General features: G+C 37.4%; 19 protein-coding genes. 8 read left to right on the plus strand and 11 right to left on the minus strand.

What is annotated here, in order from left to right; translation table 11 throughout:
* Window positions 1-16 precede the first annotated feature (16 nt).
* The 5 genes from ACSHW7_RS03585 (at window position 17) to ACSHW7_RS03605 (ending at window position 6,032) form a co-directional block, all read left to right on the plus strand.
* Window positions 17-1,369 (plus strand): PSP1 domain-containing protein, encoded by a 1,353-nt coding sequence (locus tag ACSHW7_RS03585; RefSeq protein WP_435677941.1) that lies wholly within the window; start codon window positions 17-19, stop codon window positions 1,367-1,369.
* On the plus strand, window positions 1,362-1,850 hold the full coding sequence (locus tag ACSHW7_RS03590; RefSeq protein WP_435677942.1) for a gliding motility lipoprotein GldH: 489 nt from the start codon (window positions 1,362-1,364) through the stop codon (window positions 1,848-1,850). The genes ACSHW7_RS03585 and ACSHW7_RS03590 overlap by 8 nt, the downstream gene beginning before the upstream one ends.
* 214 nt (window positions 1,851-2,064) lie before the next feature.
* Window positions 2,065-4,392 carry a penicillin-binding protein 1A gene (locus ACSHW7_RS03595; RefSeq protein WP_435677943.1) on the plus strand — a complete coding sequence of 776 codons (2,328 nt, stop codon included), beginning with the start codon at window positions 2,065-2,067 and terminating at the stop codon, window positions 4,390-4,392.
* A 224-nt stretch (window positions 4,393-4,616) separates the two neighbouring features.
* Complete coding sequence (locus ACSHW7_RS03600; RefSeq protein ID WP_435677944.1) at window positions 4,617-5,315, plus strand: CoA transferase subunit A; 699 nt, start codon at window positions 4,617-4,619, stop codon at window positions 5,313-5,315.
* Between the two features lie 63 nt (window positions 5,316-5,378).
* Entirely contained in the window at window positions 5,379-6,032 is a 654-nt protein-coding gene (locus tag ACSHW7_RS03605) for a CoA transferase subunit B (protein WP_435677945.1), read from the plus strand.
* Window positions 6,033-6,654: 622 nt separating this feature from the next.
* On the opposite strand, the gene ACSHW7_RS03610 is transcribed toward ACSHW7_RS03605, so the two are convergent.
* Window positions 6,655-8,328, minus strand: a complete 1,674-nt coding sequence (locus ACSHW7_RS03610) for an ABC transporter ATP-binding protein (protein WP_435678261.1) — start codon at window positions 8,326-8,328, stop codon at window positions 6,655-6,657.
* Window positions 8,329-8,544: 216 nt separating this feature from the next.
* On the opposite strand from ACSHW7_RS03610, the gene ACSHW7_RS03615 reads away from it, so the two are divergent.
* Window positions 8,545-8,796, plus strand: coding sequence for a hypothetical protein (locus ACSHW7_RS03615; protein ID WP_435677946.1), 252 nt, complete (start codon window positions 8,545-8,547; stop codon window positions 8,794-8,796).
* 113 nt (window positions 8,797-8,909) lie between these two features.
* Complete coding sequence (locus ACSHW7_RS03620; RefSeq protein ID WP_435677947.1) at window positions 8,910-12,422, plus strand: GEVED domain-containing protein; 3,513 nt, start codon at window positions 8,910-8,912, stop codon at window positions 12,420-12,422.
* A gap of 142 nt (window positions 12,423-12,564) precedes the next feature.
* Here ACSHW7_RS03620 and ACSHW7_RS03625 read toward each other — a convergent pair whose 3' ends face one another.
* From ACSHW7_RS03625 to ACSHW7_RS03635, 3 genes are all read right to left on the minus strand, one after another.
* A complete protein-coding gene (locus ACSHW7_RS03625; protein ID WP_435677948.1) occupies window positions 12,565-13,278 on the minus strand; it encodes a 3'-5' exonuclease in 714 nt (237 codons plus the stop codon).
* A 125-nt stretch (window positions 13,279-13,403) separates the two neighbouring features.
* Window positions 13,404-14,540, minus strand: a complete 1,137-nt coding sequence (locus ACSHW7_RS03630) for a serine hydrolase domain-containing protein (RefSeq protein ID WP_435677949.1) — start codon at window positions 14,538-14,540, stop codon at window positions 13,404-13,406.
* Window positions 14,541-14,637: 97 nt separating this feature from the next.
* On the minus strand, window positions 14,638-15,084 hold the full coding sequence (locus tag ACSHW7_RS03635) for a methylated-DNA--[protein]-cysteine S-methyltransferase (RefSeq protein ID WP_435677950.1): 447 nt from the start codon (window positions 15,082-15,084) through the stop codon (window positions 14,638-14,640).
* 103 nt (window positions 15,085-15,187) lie between these two features.
* Between ACSHW7_RS03635 and ACSHW7_RS03640 the strand changes: the two genes are divergently transcribed.
* Window positions 15,188-17,404 carry a response regulator gene (locus ACSHW7_RS03640; RefSeq protein WP_435677951.1) on the plus strand — a complete coding sequence of 739 codons (2,217 nt, stop codon included), beginning with the start codon at window positions 15,188-15,190 and terminating at the stop codon, window positions 17,402-17,404.
* A gap of 1 nt (window position 17,405) precedes the next feature.
* Here ACSHW7_RS03640 and ACSHW7_RS03645 read toward each other — a convergent pair whose 3' ends face one another.
* The 7 genes from ACSHW7_RS03645 to hemE form a co-directional block, all read right to left on the minus strand.
* The gene (locus ACSHW7_RS03645; protein WP_435677952.1) at window positions 17,406-18,491 is read right to left on the minus strand and encodes a CNNM domain-containing protein; all 1,086 of its coding nucleotides are present in this window, start codon (window positions 18,489-18,491) and stop codon (window positions 17,406-17,408) included.
* A gap of 282 nt (window positions 18,492-18,773) precedes the next feature.
* Window positions 18,774-19,763 carry a porphobilinogen synthase gene (hemB, locus tag ACSHW7_RS03650; protein ID WP_435677953.1) on the minus strand — a complete coding sequence of 330 codons (990 nt, stop codon included), beginning with the start codon at window positions 19,761-19,763 and terminating at the stop codon, window positions 18,774-18,776.
* 87 nt (window positions 19,764-19,850) lie between these two features.
* Complete coding sequence (gene hemF / locus ACSHW7_RS03655; RefSeq protein WP_435677954.1) at window positions 19,851-20,753, minus strand: oxygen-dependent coproporphyrinogen oxidase; 903 nt, start codon at window positions 20,751-20,753, stop codon at window positions 19,851-19,853.
* Complete coding sequence (locus ACSHW7_RS03660; RefSeq protein ID WP_435677955.1) at window positions 20,750-21,529, minus strand: EI24 domain-containing protein; 780 nt, start codon at window positions 21,527-21,529, stop codon at window positions 20,750-20,752. Before ACSHW7_RS03660 ends, hemF begins: the two co-directional genes overlap by 4 nt.
* Window positions 21,526-22,881: a TrkH family potassium uptake protein gene (locus ACSHW7_RS03665; protein WP_435677956.1), complete on the minus strand. Its 1,356-nt coding sequence runs from the start codon at window positions 22,879-22,881 to the stop codon at window positions 21,526-21,528. The genes ACSHW7_RS03660 and ACSHW7_RS03665 overlap by 4 nt, the downstream gene beginning before the upstream one ends.
* A gap of 2 nt (window positions 22,882-22,883) precedes the next feature.
* The gene (locus ACSHW7_RS03670; protein WP_435677957.1) at window positions 22,884-23,369 is read right to left on the minus strand and encodes a DUF6973 domain-containing protein; all 486 of its coding nucleotides are present in this window, start codon (window positions 23,367-23,369) and stop codon (window positions 22,884-22,886) included.
* Window positions 23,366-24,403, minus strand: coding sequence for a uroporphyrinogen decarboxylase (hemE, locus tag ACSHW7_RS03675; RefSeq protein ID WP_435677958.1), 1,038 nt, complete (start codon window positions 24,401-24,403; stop codon window positions 23,366-23,368). The genes ACSHW7_RS03670 and hemE overlap by 4 nt, the downstream gene beginning before the upstream one ends.
* Between the last annotated feature and the right edge of the window lie 13 nt (window positions 24,404-24,416).

Here is a 24,416-nt window from a genome sequence, read left to right on the forward strand (position 1 = left end):
ATATATACAAATAATTATGGGCTGTACTAGCTGTGCCACTGGCGCCGATGGACAACCTAAAGGCTGCAAGAACAACGGAACTTGCGGTACTGATGGTTGCAATAAATTAACGGTGTTCGATTGGCTTTCAAATATGTCACTTCCGGCAGATATGACCCTCTTTACCGGGGTCGAAGTTCGTTTTAAAAATGGACGTAAACACTTTTATCAAAATAGCGATGGAGTAACCCTGAGCATCGGCGATGTCGTTGCTACTGAAGCGGAATCTGGACACGATATTGGCCAAGTAACCCTCACGGGCGAATTGGTACGTGTGCAAATGAAAAAGAAAAAGGAAAATCCAGACGCGACAAAACTCCCAAAAATCTATCGAAAAGCCACTCAAAAAGATATTGATATCTGGCAAAAAGTACGTGACCGAGAGGCCGAAGTTCAAAAACGCTCGCGAGAAATTGCCATTCGTTTAGGATTGAGGATGAAAATTAGCGACGTGGAGTTTCAAGGCGACGCATCAAAAGTTATTTTCTATTATACGGCGGAAGAACGCGTAGATTTTAGAGAATTGATAAAAGAATTTGCCCGTACGTTCAACTCACGTATTGAGATGAAACAAGTGGGTTTCCGTCAAGAAGCAGCACGCTTAGGAGGCATAGGGAGTTGTGGTCGAGAATTGTGTTGTTCAACGTGGTTGACAGATTTTAGATCTGTAAATACTTCGGCAGCACGGTATCAACAATTATCATTAAATCCTCAAAAGCTAGCTGGACAATGCGGTAAGTTAAAATGCTGTCTCAATTATGAATTGGACACCTATCTTGATGCCCTTGAAGATTTTCCGCGAAGTGATGTAAAATTAAAGACCGAAAAAGGAACAGCCGTTTGTCAAAAGACAGATATTTTTAAAGGATTACTTTGGTTCGCATACGAGAAAGAAGGAATGAATTGGCATGAATTATCGCTTGAAAAAGTAAACGAAATTATTGCCATCAACAAAAAAGGTAACACGGTTAGTAGCTTGGAAGAGTTTGTTGAATACGTTAAAGTGGACAAGAAAGAATTATTTAGTAATGTTGTGGGACAAGACAGTTTAACACGTTTTGACCAACCCAAACAAACGAGAAATAAAAAAAGAAGAAGCAACCGTAACAAGAAACCAGCAACCGCAGGAGCTCCACAAAACAAAGGCAATAATAGAAATGCAAAGCAAGGAGCTAAAGCAGGTGGAAAGCCTAGATCAAAAGGCGGCGCAAGCCCCAAAGCGAAGAGCGGAACAACACCAAAAGTTTCTGGAAATAACCGAAATAAAAAACGCAACGCAAACAACAAACCTAATCCCCGCAACTCAGGGCCTAAAAAAAGTGATGGGTAGAATAGTTTTTGGATTTATAATAACGTGCTTTTTTGTTGCTTGTAATGACGCGACCATTGCTGGTGACACACATTCATTTAATGAAAATTCGTGGGATGTAAATGAAAAAGTTTCGTTTGAATTGCCCGCACTAGATAGCTTAAAACAGTACAATATATTTCTAAATGTGCGGAACACGAACGACTATCCTTTTAGTAATTTATTCTTGATTGCCTCGTTGCAATATCCCAACGGGAAAACTGTCGTGGACACCTTGGAATATAGAATGGCAGCCCCAGATGGCTCATGGTTGGGCACAGGATTGGGCAGCATTAAAGAAAGTAAATTATATTACAAAGAGAATTTTGGCTTTGCCGAAGATGGAAATTATACCCTCAATATTACACACGCCGTTCGCAATAATGGCGATGTGCAAGGAGTTATTAATTTGGATGGAATTAGTGATGTGGGGTACAGCGTGGAAGAAATTGAAAATAACTAATTTTAAAAGGCTTCGGAAATGTGACTTTTTTTGAATTTCTTCGGAAATTTTAAATGACCGAAAACGAATACTAGATAATACACTACGAATACTAAATAGACAATACAGTTTTCAATAAACAATACGTTTTTTGTCAGACATAAATTAAATTTAAAAAATTTGAAATTTCCGAAGCATAAAAAGGAAACTAAAAATTTACAATTCTGAATCAACCATGGCAACAGCAAAAAAACAGCCAAACACAAAAACCAAGAAAAAGACAAAAAAAGGAAAGTGGTCTCCATTAAAAATCTTCTGGGTGCTACTTGGCGGCGGAATTTTATTTGTCATTTTATTGTTTTTATTGGCATCTATTGGTGCCTTTGGAAGTCTTCCAGATGAAACAAGTCTTGAAAATCCAGAGAAAAATCTAGCGACCGAAATCATTGCAGTGGATGGGAAAGTAATTGGTAAATTCTACAAAGAAAACCGCACCCCAGTTCCTTTTGAAGAACTTCCGGACCATCTTATCAACGCACTATTAGCTACCGAAGACATACGTTTTTACGACCATAGTGGGATTGATATTCGCGGTACAGTGCGCGCGGCGGTATTTTTAGGGAGTAAAGGCGGTGCAAGTACCATAAGCCAGCAATTGGCAAAACAATTGTTTACTGATAATGTTTCAAAAAGTAAATTGGAGCGAGGACTTCAAAAAGTAAAGGAGTGGATTATTGCGACAAGACTTGAAAGACGTTATACGAAGAACGAAATTTTAACCATGTACTTCAATGAGTATGACTTTTTGAACCAAGCCATTGGTATTGAATCTGCAAGTAATATTTATTTCGATAAACCCCCAAGCGAATTGACCACGAGCGAATCTGCTATGCTCGTAGGGATGTTTAAAAATTCATCTTTATACAACCCATTGCGAAACCCGGAAGGTGTCAAGAATAGACGTAACGTAGTGCTGGGCCAAATGGCGAAATACGATTTTATAAGCGAGCAAGTAAAAGACAGTTTACAAGGGCTTCCGTTAGAATTTAAATATACTCCACAGGGTCACGTTGAAGGAATTGCTACGTATTTTAGAGAATATGCACGTGCTTTTATGGCAGACTGGACAAAGAACAATCCTAAAAGTGACGGTACAAATTATAATATTTATCGCGACGGACTAAGAGTGTACACCACTATTGATTCTAGAATGCAAACCTATGCAGAAAATGCAATGGATAAGCACATGACTAATCTTCAGAAAGAATTTGACAGTCAGAACAAAAAGAATAAAACAAGACCTTTTAGAGACGTAACCGAAGAAGAGATTGAGAAAATAATCAATAACTCTATGCGTCGTAGCGAACGCTGGAGAGTAATGAGCGAAGAAGGAAAAAGTGATAAAGAGATTTTAGCGAGTTTTGACAAGGAAGAAAAAATGAGTGTTTTTACGTGGGGAGGTGATAGGGATACGATTATGACGCCAAAAGACTCCATTATCTATTATAAAAATTTCTTACAGGGCTCATTAATGTCAATGGAGCCTCAAACTGGTGAAGTTCGCGCGTATGTGGGAGGGATTGATTATAAACATTTTAAGTACGACATGGTGACCATGGGAAAACGACAAGTAGGTTCTACTTTCAAACCATTTGTATATGCTACTGCTATTGACCAAATGCACATGTCACCTTGCGATACACTACCAAATACACCCTATTGCATTCCAGCAGGAAAACGTGGGAACACAAAAGACTGGTGCCCTAAAAACGCAAGTGGCGATTATGGCGGAATGTTAACATTGACAAAGGCACTTGCAAATTCAGTAAATACAATTACAGCGAGGTTGATTGACCGAGTAGGAGCAGAACCCGTGATTGAACTCGTTGGAAAAATGGGCGTTGATACAAAAGATATCGTTCCTGTACCATCAATAGCTTTGGGTACGGCAGATTTATCTTTATACGAAATGGTAGGCGCCTACAGCACTTTTGCAAATGAAGGAGTTTACGTAAAACCTACTCTAATCACAAGAATCGAAGATAAAAATGGGACAATACTTTATCAACATGTTCCTGAAACTAAAGATGTCATCAGCAGTGAAACAGCGTATGTAACCGTTAAATTAATGGAAGGGGTAACGCAATCTGGTTCGGGATCACGTTTACGTCATGCGGGAAGGACCAGCGGAGCCTACAAAGATGCGGTTACGGGCTATCCTTATAAATTTGAAAATGTAATCGCAGGTAAAACAGGTACCACACAAAATAATAGTGATGGTTGGTTTATGGGGATGGTCCCCAATCTAGTGACAGGAGTTTGGGTAGGAGGAGAAGACCGTTCAGTGCATTTTAACAGTACTGCCTATGGTCAAGGAGCAACGATGGCGTTGCCCGTTTGGGGGATGTATATGAAAGATGTATATGCAAATGAAAGCCTAGAGATTTCAAAAGGAAGTTTTAAAAAACCAGAAAATCTCACTATTGAAATCGACTGTGCTAAATGGAGAGAGGACAATAATGATAAAGACGAAGAAGAAGTGCCAGACGAGTTTGACTTTTAAAGAGTTTGTTTGTGGGTAGACCCAAGACCGCTACGCTAAAGGACACAAAACAAAAGGCTAATTTTATTCCCTTCGGAAATTTGAATCATAAATATAATTGCCTCGAAAGAAATTTTGAGGCAATTTTGTTTAGTGGCATATCGAAAAATACAACTCTAAAAAACTAACTACCACGCCTCATCTCTCCCCACTTTTCCTTATTTTTATAGCAAATAAAGTACACAATGATTAACAAAACAGTAAAAGATGTAACTGCCGCGTGCCACGGGGTGAAGGACGGTATGACGTTTATGTTGGGAGGATTTGGGTTGAGTGGTATTCCAGAAAATGCCATCGCCCAACTCGTTAAACTCAATGTAAAAGAAGTAACGTGTATTTCTAATAATGCAGGGGTGGACGATTTTGGCCTTGGGCTATTGCTTCAAAAGCATCAAATTAAAAAAATGATTTCTTCTTACGTTGGCGAGAATGCTGAATTTGAACGCCAAATGTTGAGCGGCGAACTTGAAGTGGAATTGATTCCGCAGGGAACTTTAGCACAACGTTGCTTGGCGGCCCAAAGCGGCGTTCCTGCATTTTACACGCCTGCAGGCTACGGTACCGAAGTTGGCGAAGGAAAAGAATCCAGAGAATTTAACGGGAAAATGCATTTACTGGAGCATGCTTTTAAAGCAGATTTTGCATTTGTAAAAGCATGGAAAGGAGATACTGCTGGGAACTTAATTTTTAAAGGAACAGCACGCAATTTTAATCCAAATATGTGTGGAGCAGCAACAGTTACAGTCGCTGAGGTTGAAGAATTAGTTCCGGCTGGAGAATTGGATCCCAATCAAATTCATATACCAGGCATCTTTGTACAACGTATTTTTCAAGGTGAGAAATATGAAAAAAGAATTGAGCAGAGAACAGTAAGACAACGATAAGGTTTTGTCTGGTCTATTGCAGTCGAGACCCTAATGTGGCTGTTAATTTATTAAATACATATTATGCTTTCAAAAGAACAAATAGCACAACGCATCGCTAAAGAAGTTAAAGATGGATATTACGTTAACCTAGGGATAGGGATCCCTACGCTAGTAGCCAACTTTGTACGCGATGATATTGAAGTGGAGTTTCAAAGTGAAAATGGAATTCTAGGAATGGGACCATTTCCTTTCGATGGAGAAGAAGATGCAGATTTAATAAACGCTGGAAAACAAACCATCACCGCGATGAAAGGAGCTTCGTTTTTTGATAGCGCTACGAGCTTTTCAATGATACGAGGACAACATGTTGATTTAACCATTTTAGGTGCGATGGAAGTAGCTCAAAATGGCGACATTGCCAATTGGAAAATCCCCGGAAAAATGGTGAAAGGGATGGGTGGTGCAATGGATCTAGTAGCAAGTGCAGAAAATATTATTGTGGCAATGATGCATACAAATAGAGCAGGAGAATCAAAAATGCTCAAACAATGCAGCTTACCATTAACCGGTGTAAACTGCGTTAAAAAAGTAGTAACGAATTTGGCCGTTTTAGAAATTGAAAACGGAAAATTTAAATTGCTAGAAAGAGCTCCGGGCGTTACCGTAGAAGAAATTAACGCAGCTACCGAAGGCGATCTTATCATTGATGGTGATATTCCGGAAATGACATTTTAATCGTATTACTACATATAAAAGTATTTGGATACTTAAATTTTTCGTAAACAGACAATAAGTTGCATTTTATTCTAGACTTTAATCACGGCTAGAATTAAGATAGAACACAAATATATCAACTTTCCATCCCATATATATTTAACAATATTTTTCTGAAATAAGTTTTCTTTAACACATTTCAGGACGAAATACCTATTTCGTCTGTAAAAAACACTGTCAAATGTTAAAATTATATGTATTTCATCGAAAATATATGTTTTTTGTCGGTTTAAAATTATAATAGTTTGCATATTTGAAATCCCAAACAAAATGAATTTACTTACTATGCAAACGGTATTACATACTATAAAAAACACATCAACACTTTTGAAAAATGTGTTTTACGTTGCTAAAAAAGTTTTTTTATTGACATAAAGGTTTAATGTTATTTACCCCGAATCTGCTACGATACAGATAAAGGTCCAAGCCCGTTCTTTGTGAGGTTAGAACGGGCTTATTTTTTTTAATGCGTAGGCAGGAATCTCACGCAACTTTCCAAATGATTATTACTTATTAAAAACTATTTGTAAAATGTGAGTTACATTTCCGTGAAAACGAAATGATTAAAATTCTATAATTACAACTAAGTTCCAGGAATGGCATCAATCAATTTCTTTGTATACTCTTTTGTAGGATTTGCATAAATTTCATCAGCGTCTCCCATCTCTTCAATTTCACCGTTATTCATGACCAATAGTTGGTCCGCCATATATTTAACGACGGCGAGGTCGTGAGAGATAAAAATATACGTAAAGCCAAAATCATCCTTCAATTCATTCAACAAATTGAGTACCTGCGCCTGTACTGAAATGTCCAAAGCAGAAACGCTCTCATCGCAAATAACCAATTTAGGTTCCATCGCAATAGTACGCGCAATGCCCACTCGTTGCCGCTGACCGCCCGAAAGTTCGTGCGGATAGCGATGGTAAAATGAAGCATCCAGTCCTACACGGTCCAACAATAAAAGCGCCTTGTCTTTTCGCACCTTTTTATTGAAACCTATGTTGTGTACCTCCATAGGTTCGGTCAATGCTTCGCCAATTATTTTTCTTGGGTTTAGGGAAGAATAAGGGTCTTGAAAAATGAGTTGAATGTCTTTGCGCAGCTCCCTAATTTCTCTGTTTTTTAATGTTGTGATTTCTCTTCCTTTATATTTTATGCTACCCGCAGTTGCTTTTTCTAATTGTAAAATTAATCTTCCTAAGGTTGATTTTCCACAGCCAGACTCGCCCACAAGCCCAATTGTTTCGCCTTCGTATACTTTAAATGAAACCTCTTTTACGGCTTCAATAGCGCGTTTTTTTGAAAATAATCCGGTGTTTGAAAAGTAAGTTTTTGCTACATTATGTACTTCGAGCAATGGTGCTTTTGTATAAAGCACTTTATGTTTTTTTGCTCGTTGGGTAGGAGTTATTTCGATGGGTATAAATTGCTCGTTTGCGATAGATGAAATAGTAGGTAAAGTAGCCAATCGAACATCCAGCGTAGGTCGCGAAGCCAATAATGCTTTTGTATAGTTGTCTTTTGGAGATTGGAAAATCTCATTTTTCGTTCCCTGTTCTACGATGTCCCCTTTATACATTACCAGTATTTTGTCACAAATTTCAGAAACTAATCCCAAGTCGTGCGAAATGAAAAGTATACTCATTTCAGTCTCTTGTTGAAGCTCTTTTAATAATTGCAAAATCTCTTTTTGAACCGTAACATCAAGCGCTGTTGTGGGTTCGTCTGCAATGAGTAATTTGGGTTTGCACGCTATCGCCATGGCAATCATAACGCGTTGCATTTGCCCGCCACTAATTTGGTGCGGATAACTATTGTATAGTTCGTTGGGTCTGGGGAGTTTTACTTTTTCAAACAGCGAAAGGACTTCTTTTTTTACTTCGGAAGCAGAGAGATTTTTGTGGATTTTTAAAATTTCAGCAACCTGAAATCCGCAAGTCAATGAAGGATTGAGAGCACTCATGGGTTCTTGAAAAATCATGGAGATTTCGTTTCCTCTTAATTTCTGAAATGTGCTGGGTTTTACATCTAAAAGTGCTGTTTCATTAAAGGTAATAGTTCCATTTATGTTGGTGTTTTTCTTTGGAAGCAAGCCCATAATTGCCATTGAAGTTACAGATTTCCCTGAACCAGACTCGCCCACAATTCCAACAATCTCATTTTCAGCAACTGAAAAGGAAATGTTATGAATTACTTCAACCGCATCTTTTTTTCTTCCGAAGGAAATAGAAAGATTTTCAACATATAACAACATGGGCAGTTGGGTTTTATCCAAAGGTACATTTTTAGCATTGTAGGAAAAAGTGTTACGTATTGATTTTAAAGGAGAAAAATTGAGGAAGTGCGTTTTTAAGTTAAAATTATCCTAAAAACTTTAAGATATATAAATAGGTTTTTTAAAATATATTTTGTTTTTTCGTAGAGAGTTGATAATATTATTAGCTGTTTTTAATTAAAATCTCATATTATTATGAAAAAATCTACCATGTTGTCAGGTTTTTTCTTTTTGTCTAATAGCGTGTTCGTAGTAAAAAACATCGCTGTAAAGTCTCAAAACAAGATAGACGAAAAGAGAAATGTGAAGCAGCCGCCAGAGCTGCTACAAGTTCAAACCTTAGTAAACCAATTTATCCCCGCTATCGCAAAGCTTTTCCAAAAAGCTTTCTTACATCGCCAATTTTCTCGCGATCATCATTTGTACTCCCCCGTACCTTTTTTATAGAAATTCAATTTCAATTAAGTGCTTTTTAGTGCTTAAAATTACGTGCCTTGTGCTTTTTTCAAAAAAATGCAATATGCATAGCCTAATTTTTTTAATAACTAATTCATAACAAAATGAAAAATCAAACTACCTTGAGGTCTGCAGTTGTTGCAGCATCTCTATTTCTTACAGGAGTTTGTGTTACCGCACAAACCCAAGCAGAAAGACTGCAAATCATGTCTAATACAAATGTGCAGGAACTCACTAACTTGAGTGATTCTTTTGCGCAAACAAAAGCTGCTGAAAAGCAACAGGCAATCCTTATTGCTCAACAAAGAAATTTACCCATTAAACTTACATTAGAAGATGGTGGGATTGCAGAACTCCAACGAATAGCTGAAGACGGAAGTCCTATTTACTACCGCACATTTAATGTTGCGGCAGCACGTTCAACAAGAGCAAATCACCTCAACATAGGTGGAAGTCTAGGGCTCAACCTTGACGGGCAGAATATGACAGCTTATGTTTGGGATGGTGGTCACGCGAGAGCAAGTCATCAAGAATATGATGGTGCTGGAGGTACCAACAGAGTTACTATTCAAGATGCCGCATCAGAAGGTGGAACTCAACTCAACTTTCATGCTGCCCATGTAACGGGAACTATCACGGCATCTGGAGTTGTTGCGAATGCAAAAGGTATGGCGCCGCGTTCACGTGTTAATGGATATATGTGGAATAACGATATTGCTGAAGCTACTTCTGCTGCGGCAAATGGTATGTTACTTTCAAACCATAGTTATGGCTTTAGGTCAGATTTGGTACCGGATCAATATTTTGGTGCTTACATTCAAGATTCTAGAGATTGGGATAATGTGATGTACAACGCTCCTTACTATTTAATGGTTGTAGCTGCAGGAAATGATGGAAGTACAAACTATAATGGAAATCCTCTTGGAGGAAATTCGGCGTATGATAAATTAACCGGTCACTCTACTTCAAAAAACAATCTTGTCATCGCGAATGCGCAGGATGCAAACGTGAATAATAATGGTGACCTAATTTCGGTAACTATAAATAGTTCAAGCAGTGAAGGTCCTACAGACGACCTTAGAATCAAGCCAGATTTAACTGGAAACGGTACGTCGGTTTATTCAACTTACGAGAATAGTAACACAGCGTATGCTAGTATTACAGGAACTTCTATGGCATCTCCTAACGTAACCGGTTCTTTACTTTTATTACAACAACATTATAATAATGTAAATGGAAATTTCATGCGTTCAGCAACGTTAAAAGGATTGGCATTACACACAGCCGACGATGCCGGTCCAACAGGTCCTGATGCAGTTTACGGATGGGGATTGATGAACTCAAAAAGAGCTGCCGAAGTAATTTCAGCAAATGGAAGCGCTTCAAAAATTGATGAATTATCACTGAGTTCAGGACAGTCTTATACTGTTACTGTTGATTCTGACGGAGTAAACGATTTATTGGCATCTATTTCTTGGACAGATGTTCCTGGAGCGGTTAACAATGCAACGAACTCTTCAAATGCCGCACTAGTAAATGACCTTGATATAAGAGTTACAAAAGCTGGATCAACATTCAGCCCTTGGAGATTGACAGGAATCACTACTAATGGAAAAGGAGACAATTCAAAAGATAATTATGAAAGAATTGATGTTGCAAATGCATCTGGAACTTATACCATTACAGTAACGCACAAAGGTTCATTGAGCAGCGGAAGTCAAAACTTTAGCCTTATTGTTACAGGACTTGGAAATGCAGTTGCAGATAATCAAGCACCTTCTAACCCTACGTCTTTAATAGCTTCAAATATTGCCAGCACTTCATTATCATTAAACTGGACTGCTTCTACAGATAATGTGGGTGTTGTAGGGTATGATGTATATCAAGGAAATGCAGTAATTGCAACAGCCTCTGGAACATCTTATAATGTTACAGGATTGACTGCAAATACTGCATATCAATTTAGAGTTCGTGCAAAGGATGCCGCTGGAAATCTTTCAGGATTTAGTAATACAGTTTCAGCAACAACTACCGCAGGTGGTGGTGGAGGCACAAACTATTGTACTTCGGCAAGTACGAATACAAATGATGAGTATATAAGTCGTGTACAATTAAACACGATTAATAATCCATCTGGAGCACAGTTTTACTCTGACTTTACAAACCTTTCAACAACACTTGCAAAGGGAGAACCTCATACCATTACTGTAACACCTACATGGACAGGGACAGTTTATGCTGAAGCATACGCGGTATGGATTGATTATAATGCTGATGGTGATTTTACTGACAGCGGAGAACAAGTATGGTCAAAAGCTGCGTCAACAGATACTCCAAACAGTGGAACTTTTACAGTGCCAGCGGGAGCTACAAACGGAGCTACGCGTATGCGTGTGTCAATGCAATATAATGCAATACCTACATCTTGTCAAACATTTACCTATGGTGAAGTTGAGGACTATACGGTTGTTATTAGTAATGCTACGGCAGATACACAAGCGCCAAGTGTGCCCACAAACTTATCAGCATCAAATGTTGCCGAAACTTCGGTTTCGTTAAATTGGACGGCTTCTACAGACAATATAGGTGTAACGGGATATGACGTATATCAAGGAACAGTTAATTTAGGAACAGTAAATGCAACTTCAGCAAATATTACAGGATTAACTGCTGCAACGGCATATCAATTTAGAGTTCGTGCAAAGGATGCTGCTGGAAATGTTTCAGGTTATAGCAATACGGTTTCAGTAACAACTACTGGAGGGGTGGCTAATTATTGTGCTTCTGCAAGTACAAATACCAACGACGAATACATTAGTCGAGTACAATTAAATACGATTAACAATGCTTCTGGAGCACAGTTTTATTCAGATTTTACGAATCTGTCCACAACGCTCTCTAAAGGACAATCACAAACGATTACAGTAACTCCAACATGGACTGGAACCGTTTACGATGAAGGGTATGCAGTGTGGATTGACTACAATGCAGATGGAGATTTTACAGATAGTGGAGAACTTGTTTGGTCAAAAGCACCATCAAAGGACACGCCTAATAGTGGCACATTTACAGTACCAACAGGTGCAACAAATGGAGCAACCCGTATGCGAGTATCAATGCAATACAATGCAATCCCTACTTCTTGTCAATCATTTACATATGGTGAAGTAGAAGATTATACCGTGGTTATTTCAAATTCTGTTGACCAATGTGCGGGAGTTGCTCCATATAACAGTAGCACAAGTTATAGTGTAGGAGACCGCGTAACATATAATGGTTCATTATACGAGCGCACTGCTTCTGGTTGGACAAATTTAGGACCTTGCGGAACTCAAAACTCAAACAGTACACAAAATACTGGAACCAACGGTACAGATGGACCACCAGTATACGGGGCTTTTACAATCTATCCTAACCCAGTTTCAGACAACACATTAAATGTTGCGCTTCAAGGAGCAACTGCAACAGACTATGTGGTTTATAATATTCAAGGACAAGTAGTATTGAAAGGTGATTTTACAAACACTATTGATGTTACTAACTTGAGTACTGGAGTCTATGTACTTCAGGTAAATGCTCAGAGCACTCAATTCATTGAGCGCTTTGTTAAAGAGTAAGTTTAAGTTTATTTATGAAAGCCCGATTCGAAAGAGTCGGGCTTTTTTTGCATATAATTTTAGCTAATTTTTCTTCGGAAATTTTATATACTTTTTAAATGCTGAAATTTTAAATAAAAGTCACATTTCCGAAGTAAATTGATTACACCGAAAGAATTTCGTCGTCAATCAACAACGACTCATTCCGAAGTTTTAATATTATTTGAGCTACCGTCACTGTGTCTTTTTCGCAATAAATGATAATACGGTCAATGTCCTTTTCTATATAATAAGTGTCGCGTACTTGGCTCCCATCAATGTCATCTTTGGGCGAAGGAATTCCCAAAACATGCGCCATCAATTTGAGAGAGGTAAAGGTTTTATAATCACCAAATTTCCATAATTCCAGCGTGTCAAGATGTGGAACTTCCCAAGGTTTTTTTCCAAACAAGTTGAGTTTAAATGGCAAATCAATACCGTGGATTATCATTCTCCTCGCGATGTATGGAAAATCAAACTCTTTACCATTGTGGGCGCAAAGTACATGTTGAGATTTGTTGAAATGAGTTTGAAGTAAGGTTTTAAAATCGGTTAAAATTTGATACTCATTTCCGTGGAAAGAAGTAGTTCTAAAATTTCGAACATCTCCTGTTATCTTAAAATACCCCACCGAAATACAAACAATTTTACCAAACTCTGCCCAAATACCTGCACGGTCGTAAAACTCTTCTGGAGTAAATTCATCCTTGCGCTGGTAGTTTGTTTTTAACTCCCAAAGATGTTTCGTGGTTTCGTCGAGTTCTTCATATTGTTCAAATTGTGGTACGGTTTCAATATCCAAAAACAGGATATGTTCAAGGTTGATTCGCTTAAGCATAATAGGAAATTAATGAAGGGGAGTGATTTTAAAACTACGTAATTTTTTTGAGACTTCAATATTTGGAAAAAAATACCATGACTTAAAGAGCTATTAAATTAAAATTTTCTTGACTAATTTTAGCATTATTTTTCTCCGAGCATTTTGTAGGCTTCTTCAACATACACATAAAAATCGTCACTAAATGGTTTACCCGAACGACCCCCACGTTGATGCCCTAAACGAACTATGATTAAATCGTCTTGAGGGATGGTGATGACATATTGCCCTAAAATTCCGCGCATAATGAATATTTCTTTATTTAAATGATTGCTCAACCAAAATCCATAACCATATTCGGGGCTATCAGCGAAGCGCGGTCTGATGGTTTTTGCGACAAAAGACGAATCTAAAAGTTTTGTGCCATTAAAATTTCCGAAGTCCTTAAAAAGTTTTCCAAACCGGGCAAAATCCTTAGCATTGCTGGCAATACAGCAATAGGTTTTTGCGAGTCTGTTTTCGGCATCGTCCACTTGCCAAAGTGCAGGATGTTCAAAACCCATAGGTTGAAAAAAACGCTCTTCCAGATATTTTGAAATAGGTTTTCCAGTGGCTTTCTGTATCACCATTCCTAGAAGTTCTGTATTTCCACTCAAATATTTGAAAGATTTTCCCGGGGTTTCGGTCACTTTTAAACCGAGTATGGTTTCGGCTAGATTATCATCGTAATAAGAACGCGCTGTAACACTAAAGGGACTTGTATAAGATTCGTCCCAATTGAGTCCGGAGGACATAGAAGACAAATCGCCAACTGTCATTTCAAAATTATCAAACGAGGGGTAAAAATCCCGCACAGGTTGTTCGAGTGATTTGATAAAACCGTCTTTAATTGCTTTTCCCAACAAAGCAGTAGTAATACTTTTTGCCATGGAAAAAGAGTTTGTTTGCGAACTTGCCGAATAGCCATCCGCATACTTTTCATACCAAACACTATCGTTTTTGATGATTACAAAAGCTACGGTGCCTAATTCAGTATTTATTTTAGAAAGAGTGGGTGTGGGTTGTATGCTGTTGTAATTGGTATGCGTTGGCCAAGGTTGCGGATTTGTAGCAGCGGCAACAGTGTCATTTTCAAAATACTTTGCGTCGTCAATAAAGGCTGTTGTATGGCCCGTAAAATATACCACGCGTACTCCTTTTAATATATAATCGTAATCTGTGATATAGGCAATGGCAATCAATAACATTATTGTTCCTGCAAAATAAGATAGGAATTTCTTCATATAAGTTTTTTAAAAGTTAGTATCAAAATACTAATTCTAGTTACGTTTCTTTTTAAAATAAAGCACCTTGTGTCACTGGACTTTCATGCTCGAGCAACTATTTTTTGCGTTGCAAGCCACCCGCATATCCAGTTAACGAACCATCGCTGCCTATCACTCTGTGACAAGGAATGATGATTGAGATGGGGTTTTTTCCATTTGCCGATGCGGCAGCTCTAATCACTTTTGGGTCGCCAAGATTGTTTGCCATTTTTTGGTACGTACACGTTTTTCCATAGGGTATGGTTTGCAACTCTTCCCATACTTTTTTCTGAAATGTAGTCCCTTGAGGATTTAGTAGAATATCAAAACTATTTCGGGAGCCGTTAAAATATTCTTTTAATTGTTGAGCGGTTTTTTTTAAAACAGCCGGAACTTCCATAGCGACTATTTCTGAAGTTGAAATACCACTTTTCACATCAGAAAATAAAGCTGTTTGAAGGCCATGTTCATCTCCTGAAATGGATAAGATGCCTATAGGTGTTTGTAAAAATAAGGTGCGCATGTTACAAAGATGTGTAAAAAATAAGCAATACATCACGCAAAATATCTCACCTTTTTTTAATAGTTAATATTTCATAAGTTTGTCTAGTTAACTTGTCCTCAAAATGTACCAAAGATCCCCATTTGTTTTGATTACTGCTTTTGCCCTAATCTCTTTCTTCGGCATAGCTCAAAACGGGGTTATTTCAAAAGATAGTCTTGAAATACTTCATAGGCAAACTTTTGATTATATACATGCTCAGGATTATTCAAGCGCTATTGCATCGAGTAACTATTTAATTCATGTAGCAGAAAAGCAAAATGACAATCTTTATACCTCATTGGGCTATACAAGACTTGGATCTACATATCTCTCTATGCGAGACACGGTAAATAGTCTTCAATATTACTTGAAGGCACTCGAATATGCAGAAAAAACCGAGCAAGATACCTTTGTATCGGGAGTTTACAATGACATAGGAAATATGATTATGGAGACAGATGGAAATCTCCAAAAAGCGATAGAAAATTTTCAAAAAAGTCTTGAACTCAATAGAAAGGGAGGGCGAAATGAAAAAGGGCTATTGGCAAATTATATCAATATCGCTTGGACACATATTGAACTTAAGGAGCCAGAAAAAGCTTTTAAATACCTCGATAAAGTTTCTAAAATCATTGAGAAGGATTCAGTGCATCCTCTTTATCCAATCAATACAAATATTTTATTAGGAAGGTATTATCTTCAGAAACAGGACTTTAAAAAATCAATAGAACTGCTATCAACCGAAGCTAAAATTGCTGAGGACTTAGGCTTTTTAAATGAAGCAATAACTGCGCAAAAGCATTTGTCTCGAGCTTATGAAGCTAATGGAGATTTAGATGCTGCGATTACTAGTTTAAAAAAGGAAAGAGAACTGGATGAAAGGGTTCAAGAAAAAATTAGAACTCAAGAGGTCCGTGAAACAAATGCAAGGTTTAAAGTCGATGAATATCAAAGAGATGTAGAGATAGCCAAAACAAAAGAGGCCTACGCAGATTCTCTGGCGGAAAAGTCAAAAGAAAGAAGTACTGTTTTTACAATACTAAGTTGTGTTCTGTTGGTTGGATTGGTCATTATCTTTATGCTTTTTAAAAACAGAAAGAACTATTTAATAAGCTTAAATAATAAAAATAAAGAATTAGAGATTGCAAAAGACAAAGCTGAGCTTTTGTCAAAATCCAAAACACAATTTTTCTCAACGATTAGTCATGAGCTACGTACACCACTATACGGAGTGATTGGGCTCTCATCAATTTTAATGGAAGATGAAAAACTTGGAGCCCATAAAGATGATTTAAAATCACTCAAATTTTCAGCAGATTATTTATTGGCATTAATCAATGATGTACTTACTTTAAATAAAGCCGATGAAAATGGAATCACACTAGAGAAAACGAACTTTAGCTTAGGCAAACTATTAAAAAATATTACGTCCTCATTTGCTTATAGATTAGAACAAAACAAAAACATTTTAAATCTTCATATCGCTGGGAATGTTCCAGATAAATTAATAGGTGACTCGGTAAGGCTATCTCAAATTTTGATGAATCTCGTTGGAAATGCCGTCAAGTTTAATGAGAGTGGGACTATTGATGTTAAAATTGAAGTGGAAAAAATCAACAAGAACGGGACTTATAGTCTAAAGTTTTTGGTCATCGATGACGGAATTGGAATTCCCAAAGAAAAGCAAACCTCCATATTTGAAGAGTTTACTCAAGTTGAAAACCGAAATTATAATTATCAAGGTACGGGACTTGGACTTCCCATTGTCAAAAAATTACTTGCATTACATAATAGTGAAGTTCTTTTAGAAAGTGAAGAAGGAAAGGGATCAACATTTTCATTTATTATTGATTATGAACTCGCTACTGCCAATGAAAAAGAAGCAGACATTGAGGAAATCAAAACACCTTTAAATGCTTTTGAAAACATGCGGATTTTAATTGTCGATGATAATAAAATCAATCAAAAAGTTACTCAAAAAATTCTTGAAACTCGGCACTTTAAATGTACGTTAGCAGATGATGGGGCACAAGCAATTGACAGAGTGAAAAACAATCATTACAATCTTGTTTTGATGGACGTCCACATGCCCAATGTAGATGGTATTGAAGCAACCATCGCAATTAGAAAATTTAACAAAAACATTCCCATTATTGCCCTAACAGCAGTTGAGGTAGATGAAATGAGAAAGAAAATCATGGACTCTGGAATGAACGACATCATTTTAAAACCCTACGATGTTTCTCAATTTTTAACCACTATTTTAAGGCATTTGAGCGTGAAATACATGGAAGTTTAATTTACTCCAATTCTTCTTTCTCAATTGTAATACCCATACGCTTTGCGCGACGTTCCCAGTTTTTTCTAGCCTGCACTTGCATATCTTCGACCGAGTCGCTCTCATCCATTATTTCGAGGCCTAGCAGCGTTTCAATAATATCTTCCATGGTGACGATTCCAATTGTGTTTCCAAAATCATCAACAACCATCCCTATATGTGTGCGCTGTTGTATAAACGTATCAAACATTTCTGGAATGGGTTTGTTTGCAGCAACTACAGTAATCTCGCGCTTAATATTTCCTAAGGACTTATTCCCGTGGTCTTCAATAATTTCTTCAAGCACATCATCTTTTAAAACAAAGCCAGTAATATTGTGGCTTTTTCCTCTAAAAACGGGGATTCTTGAAAACTGTAAATTTTTATGCGTTTCTCTAAAATCTGCTAATGATATCGCTTCGCTCGCTGTCTCTACCACGGGAAATGGCGTCATCACATCTTGTGCTTCAATCGATTTAAAAACAAGCAAATTGCGTATTACCGCGCTTTCCTTTTCTTCAAAAACGCCTTCTTGTTCTGCAGCATCGGTAATCGCAATAAATTCTTCTCGGCTCATGGTACTCACGTGTGCAGATTTTCCGATTAATCGGGTGGTCAAATTTAGCAACCATAAAATCCCGGTATATTTCAGCGGAAATATAATGACTTTGAGAGCCGTCGCTGTAAAACCACCTAAACTTTTCCAATATGTGGCACCAATGGTTTTTGGTATTATTTCAGAAACAATTAAAATTAAAAGCGTCATCACTGCCGAAACAATACCAACAATATTAACTCCTAAAATATCTATCTTATAAGGTAAACTTTCTGCTTGAACTCCTACTAATATTGCACCCACCGTGTGCGCAATGGTATTAATTGTCAAAATAGAAATTAACGGTGCGTCAATATTCTTCTTTAAATCCGCCAAAGTTTTTGCATAAGCTTTGCCTTCAGCAGTTTTCATTTTAATAAAAGTGGGCGTAAAACTCAAAAGAGCTGCCTCAAGTATGGAACACAGAAATGAGAAAAATATAGAAAGTACTGCGTAAAGTATAAGTAACGTCATGCTCAGAGTTTTGGGCAAGTTAAGGGAATTGAATAAAATGAAGTATTAAAGAAAAACTAAAAAAAAGCCGACTCAACTGCTGCATCTATTTTTTCCAATGTCATCCATCCCTAATGCCATCACTTATTTTTTAAACAATATTTGTGAGATAAAATCTCAGTGAAACGCTTTGGCCTAAGCCGCCTTGCTGCGATACAATGGAATAATTTAAGTCATATTTTTTCAACACAATCACTTTGCCTTTCTATCAAACAAATAAATAAGCAGAAGACTTTTAGTTTTTTAAGAAATTAATTTTACAACATCTTTTGCAAAGTAGCTCGCAATCATCGTTGCGCCTGCCCGTTTGATGCTTAAAATTTGTTCCATCATTACCTCGTCGTGGTTCAGCCACCCTTTTTCGGCAGCGGCTTTTAACATGGCATATTCGCCACTCACTTGATAAACGGCTATGGGAACGTCCACGGCTTCTCTAATATCACGAACAATGTCTAAATAGCACAATCCCGGCTTTACCATCACAATATCTGCACCTTCTTCGATGTCCATCAAGGTCTCTTTAATAGCTTCTTCTCTGTTTGCAGAATCCATTTGATAGGTTTTTTTGTCCTTAGGAACATCCTGTAAATCAACCGGTGCACTATCCAAAGCATCCCTAAAAGGCCCATAAAATGCCGAAGCGTATTTAGCGCTATAACTCATAATACCCGTATTATGAAATTTGTTTTCTTCCAGAATCGTGCGCATTTCTAAAATCCGACCGTCCATCATATCGCTTGGTGCAACAATATCTGCACCGGCTTGTGCGTGGCTAAGTGCCATTTTGCTCAAAATTTTATTCGTCTCATCGTTTGCAATAAGGCCATTGGCCACTACACCATCATGGCCATAATTAGAATAAGGATCCATTGCCACATCTGTCATTACTACCATTTCTGGACACACATCTTTTACGGTTTTTATCGCTCGTTGCATCAAACCATCTGCGTTTAAAGCCTCAGTGCCTTTGTTGTCTTTTAGATTGTCTGGAACCTTAACAAAAAGCAGAACACTTTTTAATCCCATGGACCAAAGTTGTTTTACTTCAGTAGCCAATAAATCTAAGCTAAAACGGTAGTAATTAGGCATTGAAGAAATCTCATCCTTAATTCCTTTTCCTTCAACAATGAACAATGGAACAATAAAATCGTTTGGAGATATGATAGTTTCTCTTACCAAGCTTCGCATTGCTTCGGTCGTTCTTAATCTTCTGTTTCTTCTAAGTGGATACATTTTATTTTGTTTTCTGAAATTTCTAACTTTAAAATTTCGTTATTTAAATGAAGGTTTCGACTGCGCTGGAGGGAAAATCGTATTTATTTAAACCCAATCAACAGGATTCTGCAAAACACCAACTAATTTTTCCTCTTCGCTGCCGGCAGCCGGCTGATGGTCGTACACCCATTGCACATGTGAGGGAAGACTCATTAAGATACTTTCGATTCTGCCGTTTGTTTTTAATCCAAACAGTGTTCCTTTGTCGTGCACAAGATTAAACTCTACATAACGGCCGCGGCGTATCTCTTGCCAATCTTTTTGCTCTTTTGTAAAAGTTAAATTCTTTCTTTTTTCAACAATTGGCACATAGGCATCGAGAAAACTGTCGCCAACTTCCGTAACAAAGTTAAACCAATCTTGCATCTTCATTTCTTCGGAAACTTTACAATAATCAAAAAATAATCCGCCAATTCCTCTTCCTTCATTACGATGGGCATTGTAAAAATACTCATCGCAACGGGTTTTATATTTTGGATAGAAATCAACATTATGTTTGTCGCAAGCTGTTTTACACGTTTGATGAAAATGGCGTGCATCTTCTTCAAAAAGATAATACGGAGTTAGATCTTGCCCACCGCCAAACCATTGGTCAACGATTGTCCCGTTGGCATCATACATTTCAAAATAACGCCAATTTGCATGCACGGTGGGCACCATAGGACTGTGCGGGTGAATTACGAGACTGAGTCCACAGGCAAAGAAATCGGCATCTTTTACCCCAAAATACTGTTGCATGCTTTCGGGTAACTTTCCGTGAACTTCGCTAATGTTCACGCCTCCTTTTTCAAAAACAGCACCATTTTGAATTACACGTGTGCGCCCGCCGCCACCTTCGGGACGCTCCCAATTATCTTCTTGAAATTTGGCTTTCCCATCAATTTCTTCAAGTTTTGAAGTGATTGTGTTTTGAAGTGAACGTATGTATGTTACAAATTTTTCTTTCATTGTTTTAAAATTTCCGAAGTTATCTTTTTGCTTTCTAATTTCCCGGTTTGCTGAATCAAACGCACCGTTTCCGTTGTCGACGCTGTAACCGAAAGCGGTAACACCATTAAAATACCAATGACCGGAATGAAAAGCATTGCCATAAAAACAATACCATTGCCAATTGCAACTCCCCGATTTGATTTTACAAAATTGATGCTTTCTCTATATTTAAAATGACGCTCCAATGTATAATCCATATTACCAAACCCTGCGTAATAGGCTTGGATTAAAAAGATTAAAACAGTGGTGGCGAGGTTTAGAATGGGAATAAAACTGAGGAGCAATAATGGGATGGTAAAAAGCAATTCAAGGATGAGGTTGCGAACGTTTATCCGAATCCCTCTAACCAATTGTGCTGTGTTTGTTGTATCCCTATGATTATGGTTTACTCCTAAAAGATGATGTTCTATTTTTTCTGAAACGGGACTCATAAACGGTGCGCTAAATGCCATGATAATGTGTTTGTACAAAATCAAACCTATAGCTATTACAATTGCTCCACCCAAAAACTCACTAATGGTTGAAAAAGTTTCTTTCCCCCAATCCCAAAACCAAATCTTTGCGATAAGACCACCTATATTATCACTCAATCCCCAAGCAGAAAACCCTATTAATATAGCAGTAACAAAGGAAATCAAAATAGGCACTCCAAAATATTTCCAAAGCCTCAATTGATTTATAAGTTTGAAAGTCCCGAAGTAGGCCTTTATTCCTTTAAGAACAACTTGTATCATACGGCTAAATCTTCTTTTAATATTTCACGCTCTTTTGCAGTGATTGATTTTGACCAAATTGCAAGTCCAAAGGTTAAAACCCCTAAACGGCCTATGAACATTAATACAATAACTGTGCTTTTACCAAAAACACTAAGATTGCCAGTGATTCCTGTGCTTAATCCTACTGTACCAAGAGCAGAGGACACTTCAAAGAGAATACTCTCAAAACTGAAATCTTCAGTTAGCGTCAATAAAAAGGTACCTATCGCAATAATTGAAGTGTAGAAAATGAACGAAGAGGTTGCCACATAAAGTCTCTCATAAGGAATACGTCTTCCTAAAAATGTAATATTTTTTCTGCCCCTTAATCTACTCTTCATAATAGCTAAAACAGCAGTTAGTGTTGTGATTTTCATACCTCCAGCTGTACCTGAAGGTGAAGCTCCAATATACATTAAGAATACTGTAATTAAAATCATGGGCAAAATGAAAGTTCCAAAATCTACGGTGTTAAATCCTACTGTTGTCATAGCAGTCATAGATTGAAAAAATGCAGCCGTTACTCTTGCGCTACCTTCAAGATTATAAATAGTAGGTTCTACAAAATAGAAAAATAAAAATCCAAATAGCATTAGTAAGGTTGAAACCACAACCACGATTTTCGTAGTAAAACTCAATTTATGCGATTTGTTTTTAATCCACATTCCCACATCCGTAATTACAATAAACCCTAAAGACCCAGTAATGGCCAACATAGAAATGGTAAAATTGATGAGTGAATTATCAACATATTCTGTAAAACCACTATTAAAAAGGCTAAACCCTGCCGTACAAAACGCACTAATACTATGAAAAATGGACAGCCATAAATTTTCTCCCAATGACATTCCTTGTGATTTAAACGCAATGAAAAATAATATTGCTCCAAGAACTTCCATAATTAAAGTATAGAGAACAATGGATTTTAAAAAATCTTTTATCTCAATCGTGTTTGGTAATGTAAACTCAGTATTTAATATGCTTTTATGCCACGGCGTTATTTTTCTAGTAGTTGACAAAAGCATAAACGTAGTAAACGTTAAATATCCAATTCCTCCCAATTGAAATAGTAGCATAATAATACCCTGTCCTATTATGTTATAACTATCAAAAACCGACACGGTAACGAGCCCTGTTGTTGAAACAGCTGAGGTTGCAATAAATAGATTGTCTAATAAAGAAGTTGAGGTTTTTTGAAGCCATGGCAAACACAATAGCAACGTCCCTAACAATATATAGGTTAAAAATCCATAAAATAAATTTTGTTGCGGTGACCAACCTCGTTTTAAGGCCAGATATTTTGTGTTTGCTCTTGAAATAAAATTTTTCATCCTTAATTTATATAAACCAACCTATTCTTAGAAGATGCACTTTCATTTATGGTATGAATTTGAACAGCTTGATTTGATTCATTTTTTATAAGGCCAATAATTTTTTCTTCGGAAAAATCTAGGGTGTTGAAAAAATAGAGCCTCCCAAAACTATTATTATGCAAATCCATTGCTTCATCTAATTGTTCATTTTGTGTCACTTTTTCGTATAAATCACCCACTTTTTGTGCCCAAAAAACACTTTTTTGTTTGTTTTTTGTCACGCTTAAAGCATTTCGACAAATAAGCACATTCCATAGTGCATGTCTAAAAGCGTTTGCCTTGTTACTTTTATGATGCGTCTTTCCGTAAAGTTCATCACATATTTGCATCGTCTTTTTAGTGGCTTTTAGGGTTGGTACAATTAATAATGGATGCGACAAAAAGAGAAGGGATAACTTAAAAAGTTGCCCGATACTCAATTGTGTAACTCGTTTCCAAATATTCAAGACTCTACTTTATATTCTTTTACAGCTTCAATAAACGCACCTGCATTTTCTATAGGAATGTTTGGTAAAATTCCGTGACCGAGATTTACGATGTATTTATCTTTTCCGAAGGCATCAATCATTTCATGCACCATTTTCTTTATCGTTGCAGGCGGACTAAATAATCTTGTAGGATCAAAATTTCCTTGAAGTGTAATATTTCCACCGGTCAAATAACGCGCGTTTTTAGGAGAGCACGTCCAATCAACTCCTAAAGCCGCAGCACCACTTTTTGACATTTTATCCAAGGCAAACCAACATCCTTTTCCAAAGGCAATCACAGGCGCTTCATCTTTCAAAGCATCGATAATTTGCTGCATATATTGCCATGAAAATTCTTGATAATCTACTGGAGATAGCATACCGCCCCAGCTATCAAAAACTTGCACAGCATTCACTCCCGCTTTTACTTTTTCCTTTAAATATGCGATGGTGGTATTGGTAATTTTTTGAAGTAATTGGTGCGCAGCGATGGGTTGTGTAAAACAAAACTCTTTTGCTTTGTCAAAGTTTTTTGAACCCTGGCCCTGCACACAATAGCATAATATGGTCCACGGACTTCCTGCAAAACCAATCAACGGAATTTCGTCGTTCAATTTTTCCTTTGTCATTTTTATCGCATCCATCACGTACCCAAGTGTATCGTGAATGTCGGGAACAATCACACTGTCCAAATCTTTTTGCGAACGGATAGGGTTTGGCAACCAAGGTCCAATACCGGGCTTCATCTCCACGTGAATATTCATCGCCTGCGGAATGACCAAAATATCGCTAAATAAAATGGCAGCGTCCATTCCATAACGGCGAATGGGCTGTACGGTAATTTCGCTAGCAAGCTCTGGGGTTTGACAGCGTGTAAAGAAATCGTATTTGGCTTTTATCTCCATAAATTCTGGAAGATAACGACCCGCTTGCCGCATCATCCAAACAGGTGGACGGTCAACGGTTTCTCCTTTTAGCGCTCTTAAAAATAAATCGTTTTTTATTGTGCTCATAATGTATCCTCAC

This window comes from Patiriisocius sp. (assembly GCF_051252435.1).
GTDB lineage: Bacteria > Bacteroidota > Bacteroidia > Flavobacteriales > Flavobacteriaceae > Patiriisocius.

What these genes read in the sequence shown, in the direction of transcription:
- ACSHW7_RS03585 (WP_435677941.1), top strand. Translation starts at nt 17, where the DNA reads ATGGGCTGTACTAGCTGTGCCACTGGCGCCGATGGACAACCTAAAGGC.
- ACSHW7_RS03590 (WP_435677942.1), top strand. Translation starts at nt 1,362, where the DNA reads ATGGGTAGAATAGTTTTTGGATTTATAATAACGTGCTTTTTTGTTGCT.
- ACSHW7_RS03595 (WP_435677943.1), top strand. Translation starts at nt 2,065, where the DNA reads ATGGCAACAGCAAAAAAACAGCCAAACACAAAAACCAAGAAAAAGACA.
- ACSHW7_RS03600 (WP_435677944.1), top strand. Translation starts at nt 4,617, where the DNA reads ATGATTAACAAAACAGTAAAAGATGTAACTGCCGCGTGCCACGGGGTG.
- ACSHW7_RS03605 (WP_435677945.1), top strand. Translation starts at nt 5,379, where the DNA reads ATGCTTTCAAAAGAACAAATAGCACAACGCATCGCTAAAGAAGTTAAA.
- ACSHW7_RS03610 (WP_435678261.1), bottom strand. Translation starts at nt 8,328, where the DNA reads ATGTTGTTATATGTTGAAAATCTTTCTATTTCCTTCGGAAGAAAAAAA.
- ACSHW7_RS03615 (WP_435677946.1), top strand. Translation starts at nt 8,545, where the DNA reads ATGAAAAAATCTACCATGTTGTCAGGTTTTTTCTTTTTGTCTAATAGC.
- ACSHW7_RS03620 (WP_435677947.1), top strand. Translation starts at nt 8,910, where the DNA reads ATGAAAAATCAAACTACCTTGAGGTCTGCAGTTGTTGCAGCATCTCTA.
- ACSHW7_RS03625 (WP_435677948.1), bottom strand. Translation starts at nt 13,278, where the DNA reads ATGCTTAAGCGAATCAACCTTGAACATATCCTGTTTTTGGATATTGAA.
- ACSHW7_RS03630 (WP_435677949.1), bottom strand. Translation starts at nt 14,540, where the DNA reads ATGAAGAAATTCCTATCTTATTTTGCAGGAACAATAATGTTATTGATT.
- ACSHW7_RS03635 (WP_435677950.1), bottom strand. Translation starts at nt 15,084, where the DNA reads ATGCGCACCTTATTTTTACAAACACCTATAGGCATCTTATCCATTTCA.
- ACSHW7_RS03640 (WP_435677951.1), top strand. Translation starts at nt 15,188, where the DNA reads ATGTACCAAAGATCCCCATTTGTTTTGATTACTGCTTTTGCCCTAATC.
- ACSHW7_RS03645 (WP_435677952.1), bottom strand. Translation starts at nt 18,491, where the DNA reads ATGACGTTACTTATACTTTACGCAGTACTTTCTATATTTTTCTCATTT.
- hemB (WP_435677953.1), bottom strand. Translation starts at nt 19,763, where the DNA reads ATGTATCCACTTAGAAGAAACAGAAGATTAAGAACGACCGAAGCAATG.
- hemF (WP_435677954.1), bottom strand. Translation starts at nt 20,753, where the DNA reads ATGAAAGAAAAATTTGTAACATACATACGTTCACTTCAAAACACAATC.
- ACSHW7_RS03660 (WP_435677955.1), bottom strand. Translation starts at nt 21,529, where the DNA reads ATGATACAAGTTGTTCTTAAAGGAATAAAGGCCTACTTCGGGACTTTC.
- ACSHW7_RS03665 (WP_435677956.1), bottom strand. Translation starts at nt 22,881, where the DNA reads ATGAAAAATTTTATTTCAAGAGCAAACACAAAATATCTGGCCTTAAAA.
- hemE (WP_435677958.1), bottom strand. Translation starts at nt 24,403, where the DNA reads ATGAGCACAATAAAAAACGATTTATTTTTAAGAGCGCTAAAAGGAGAA.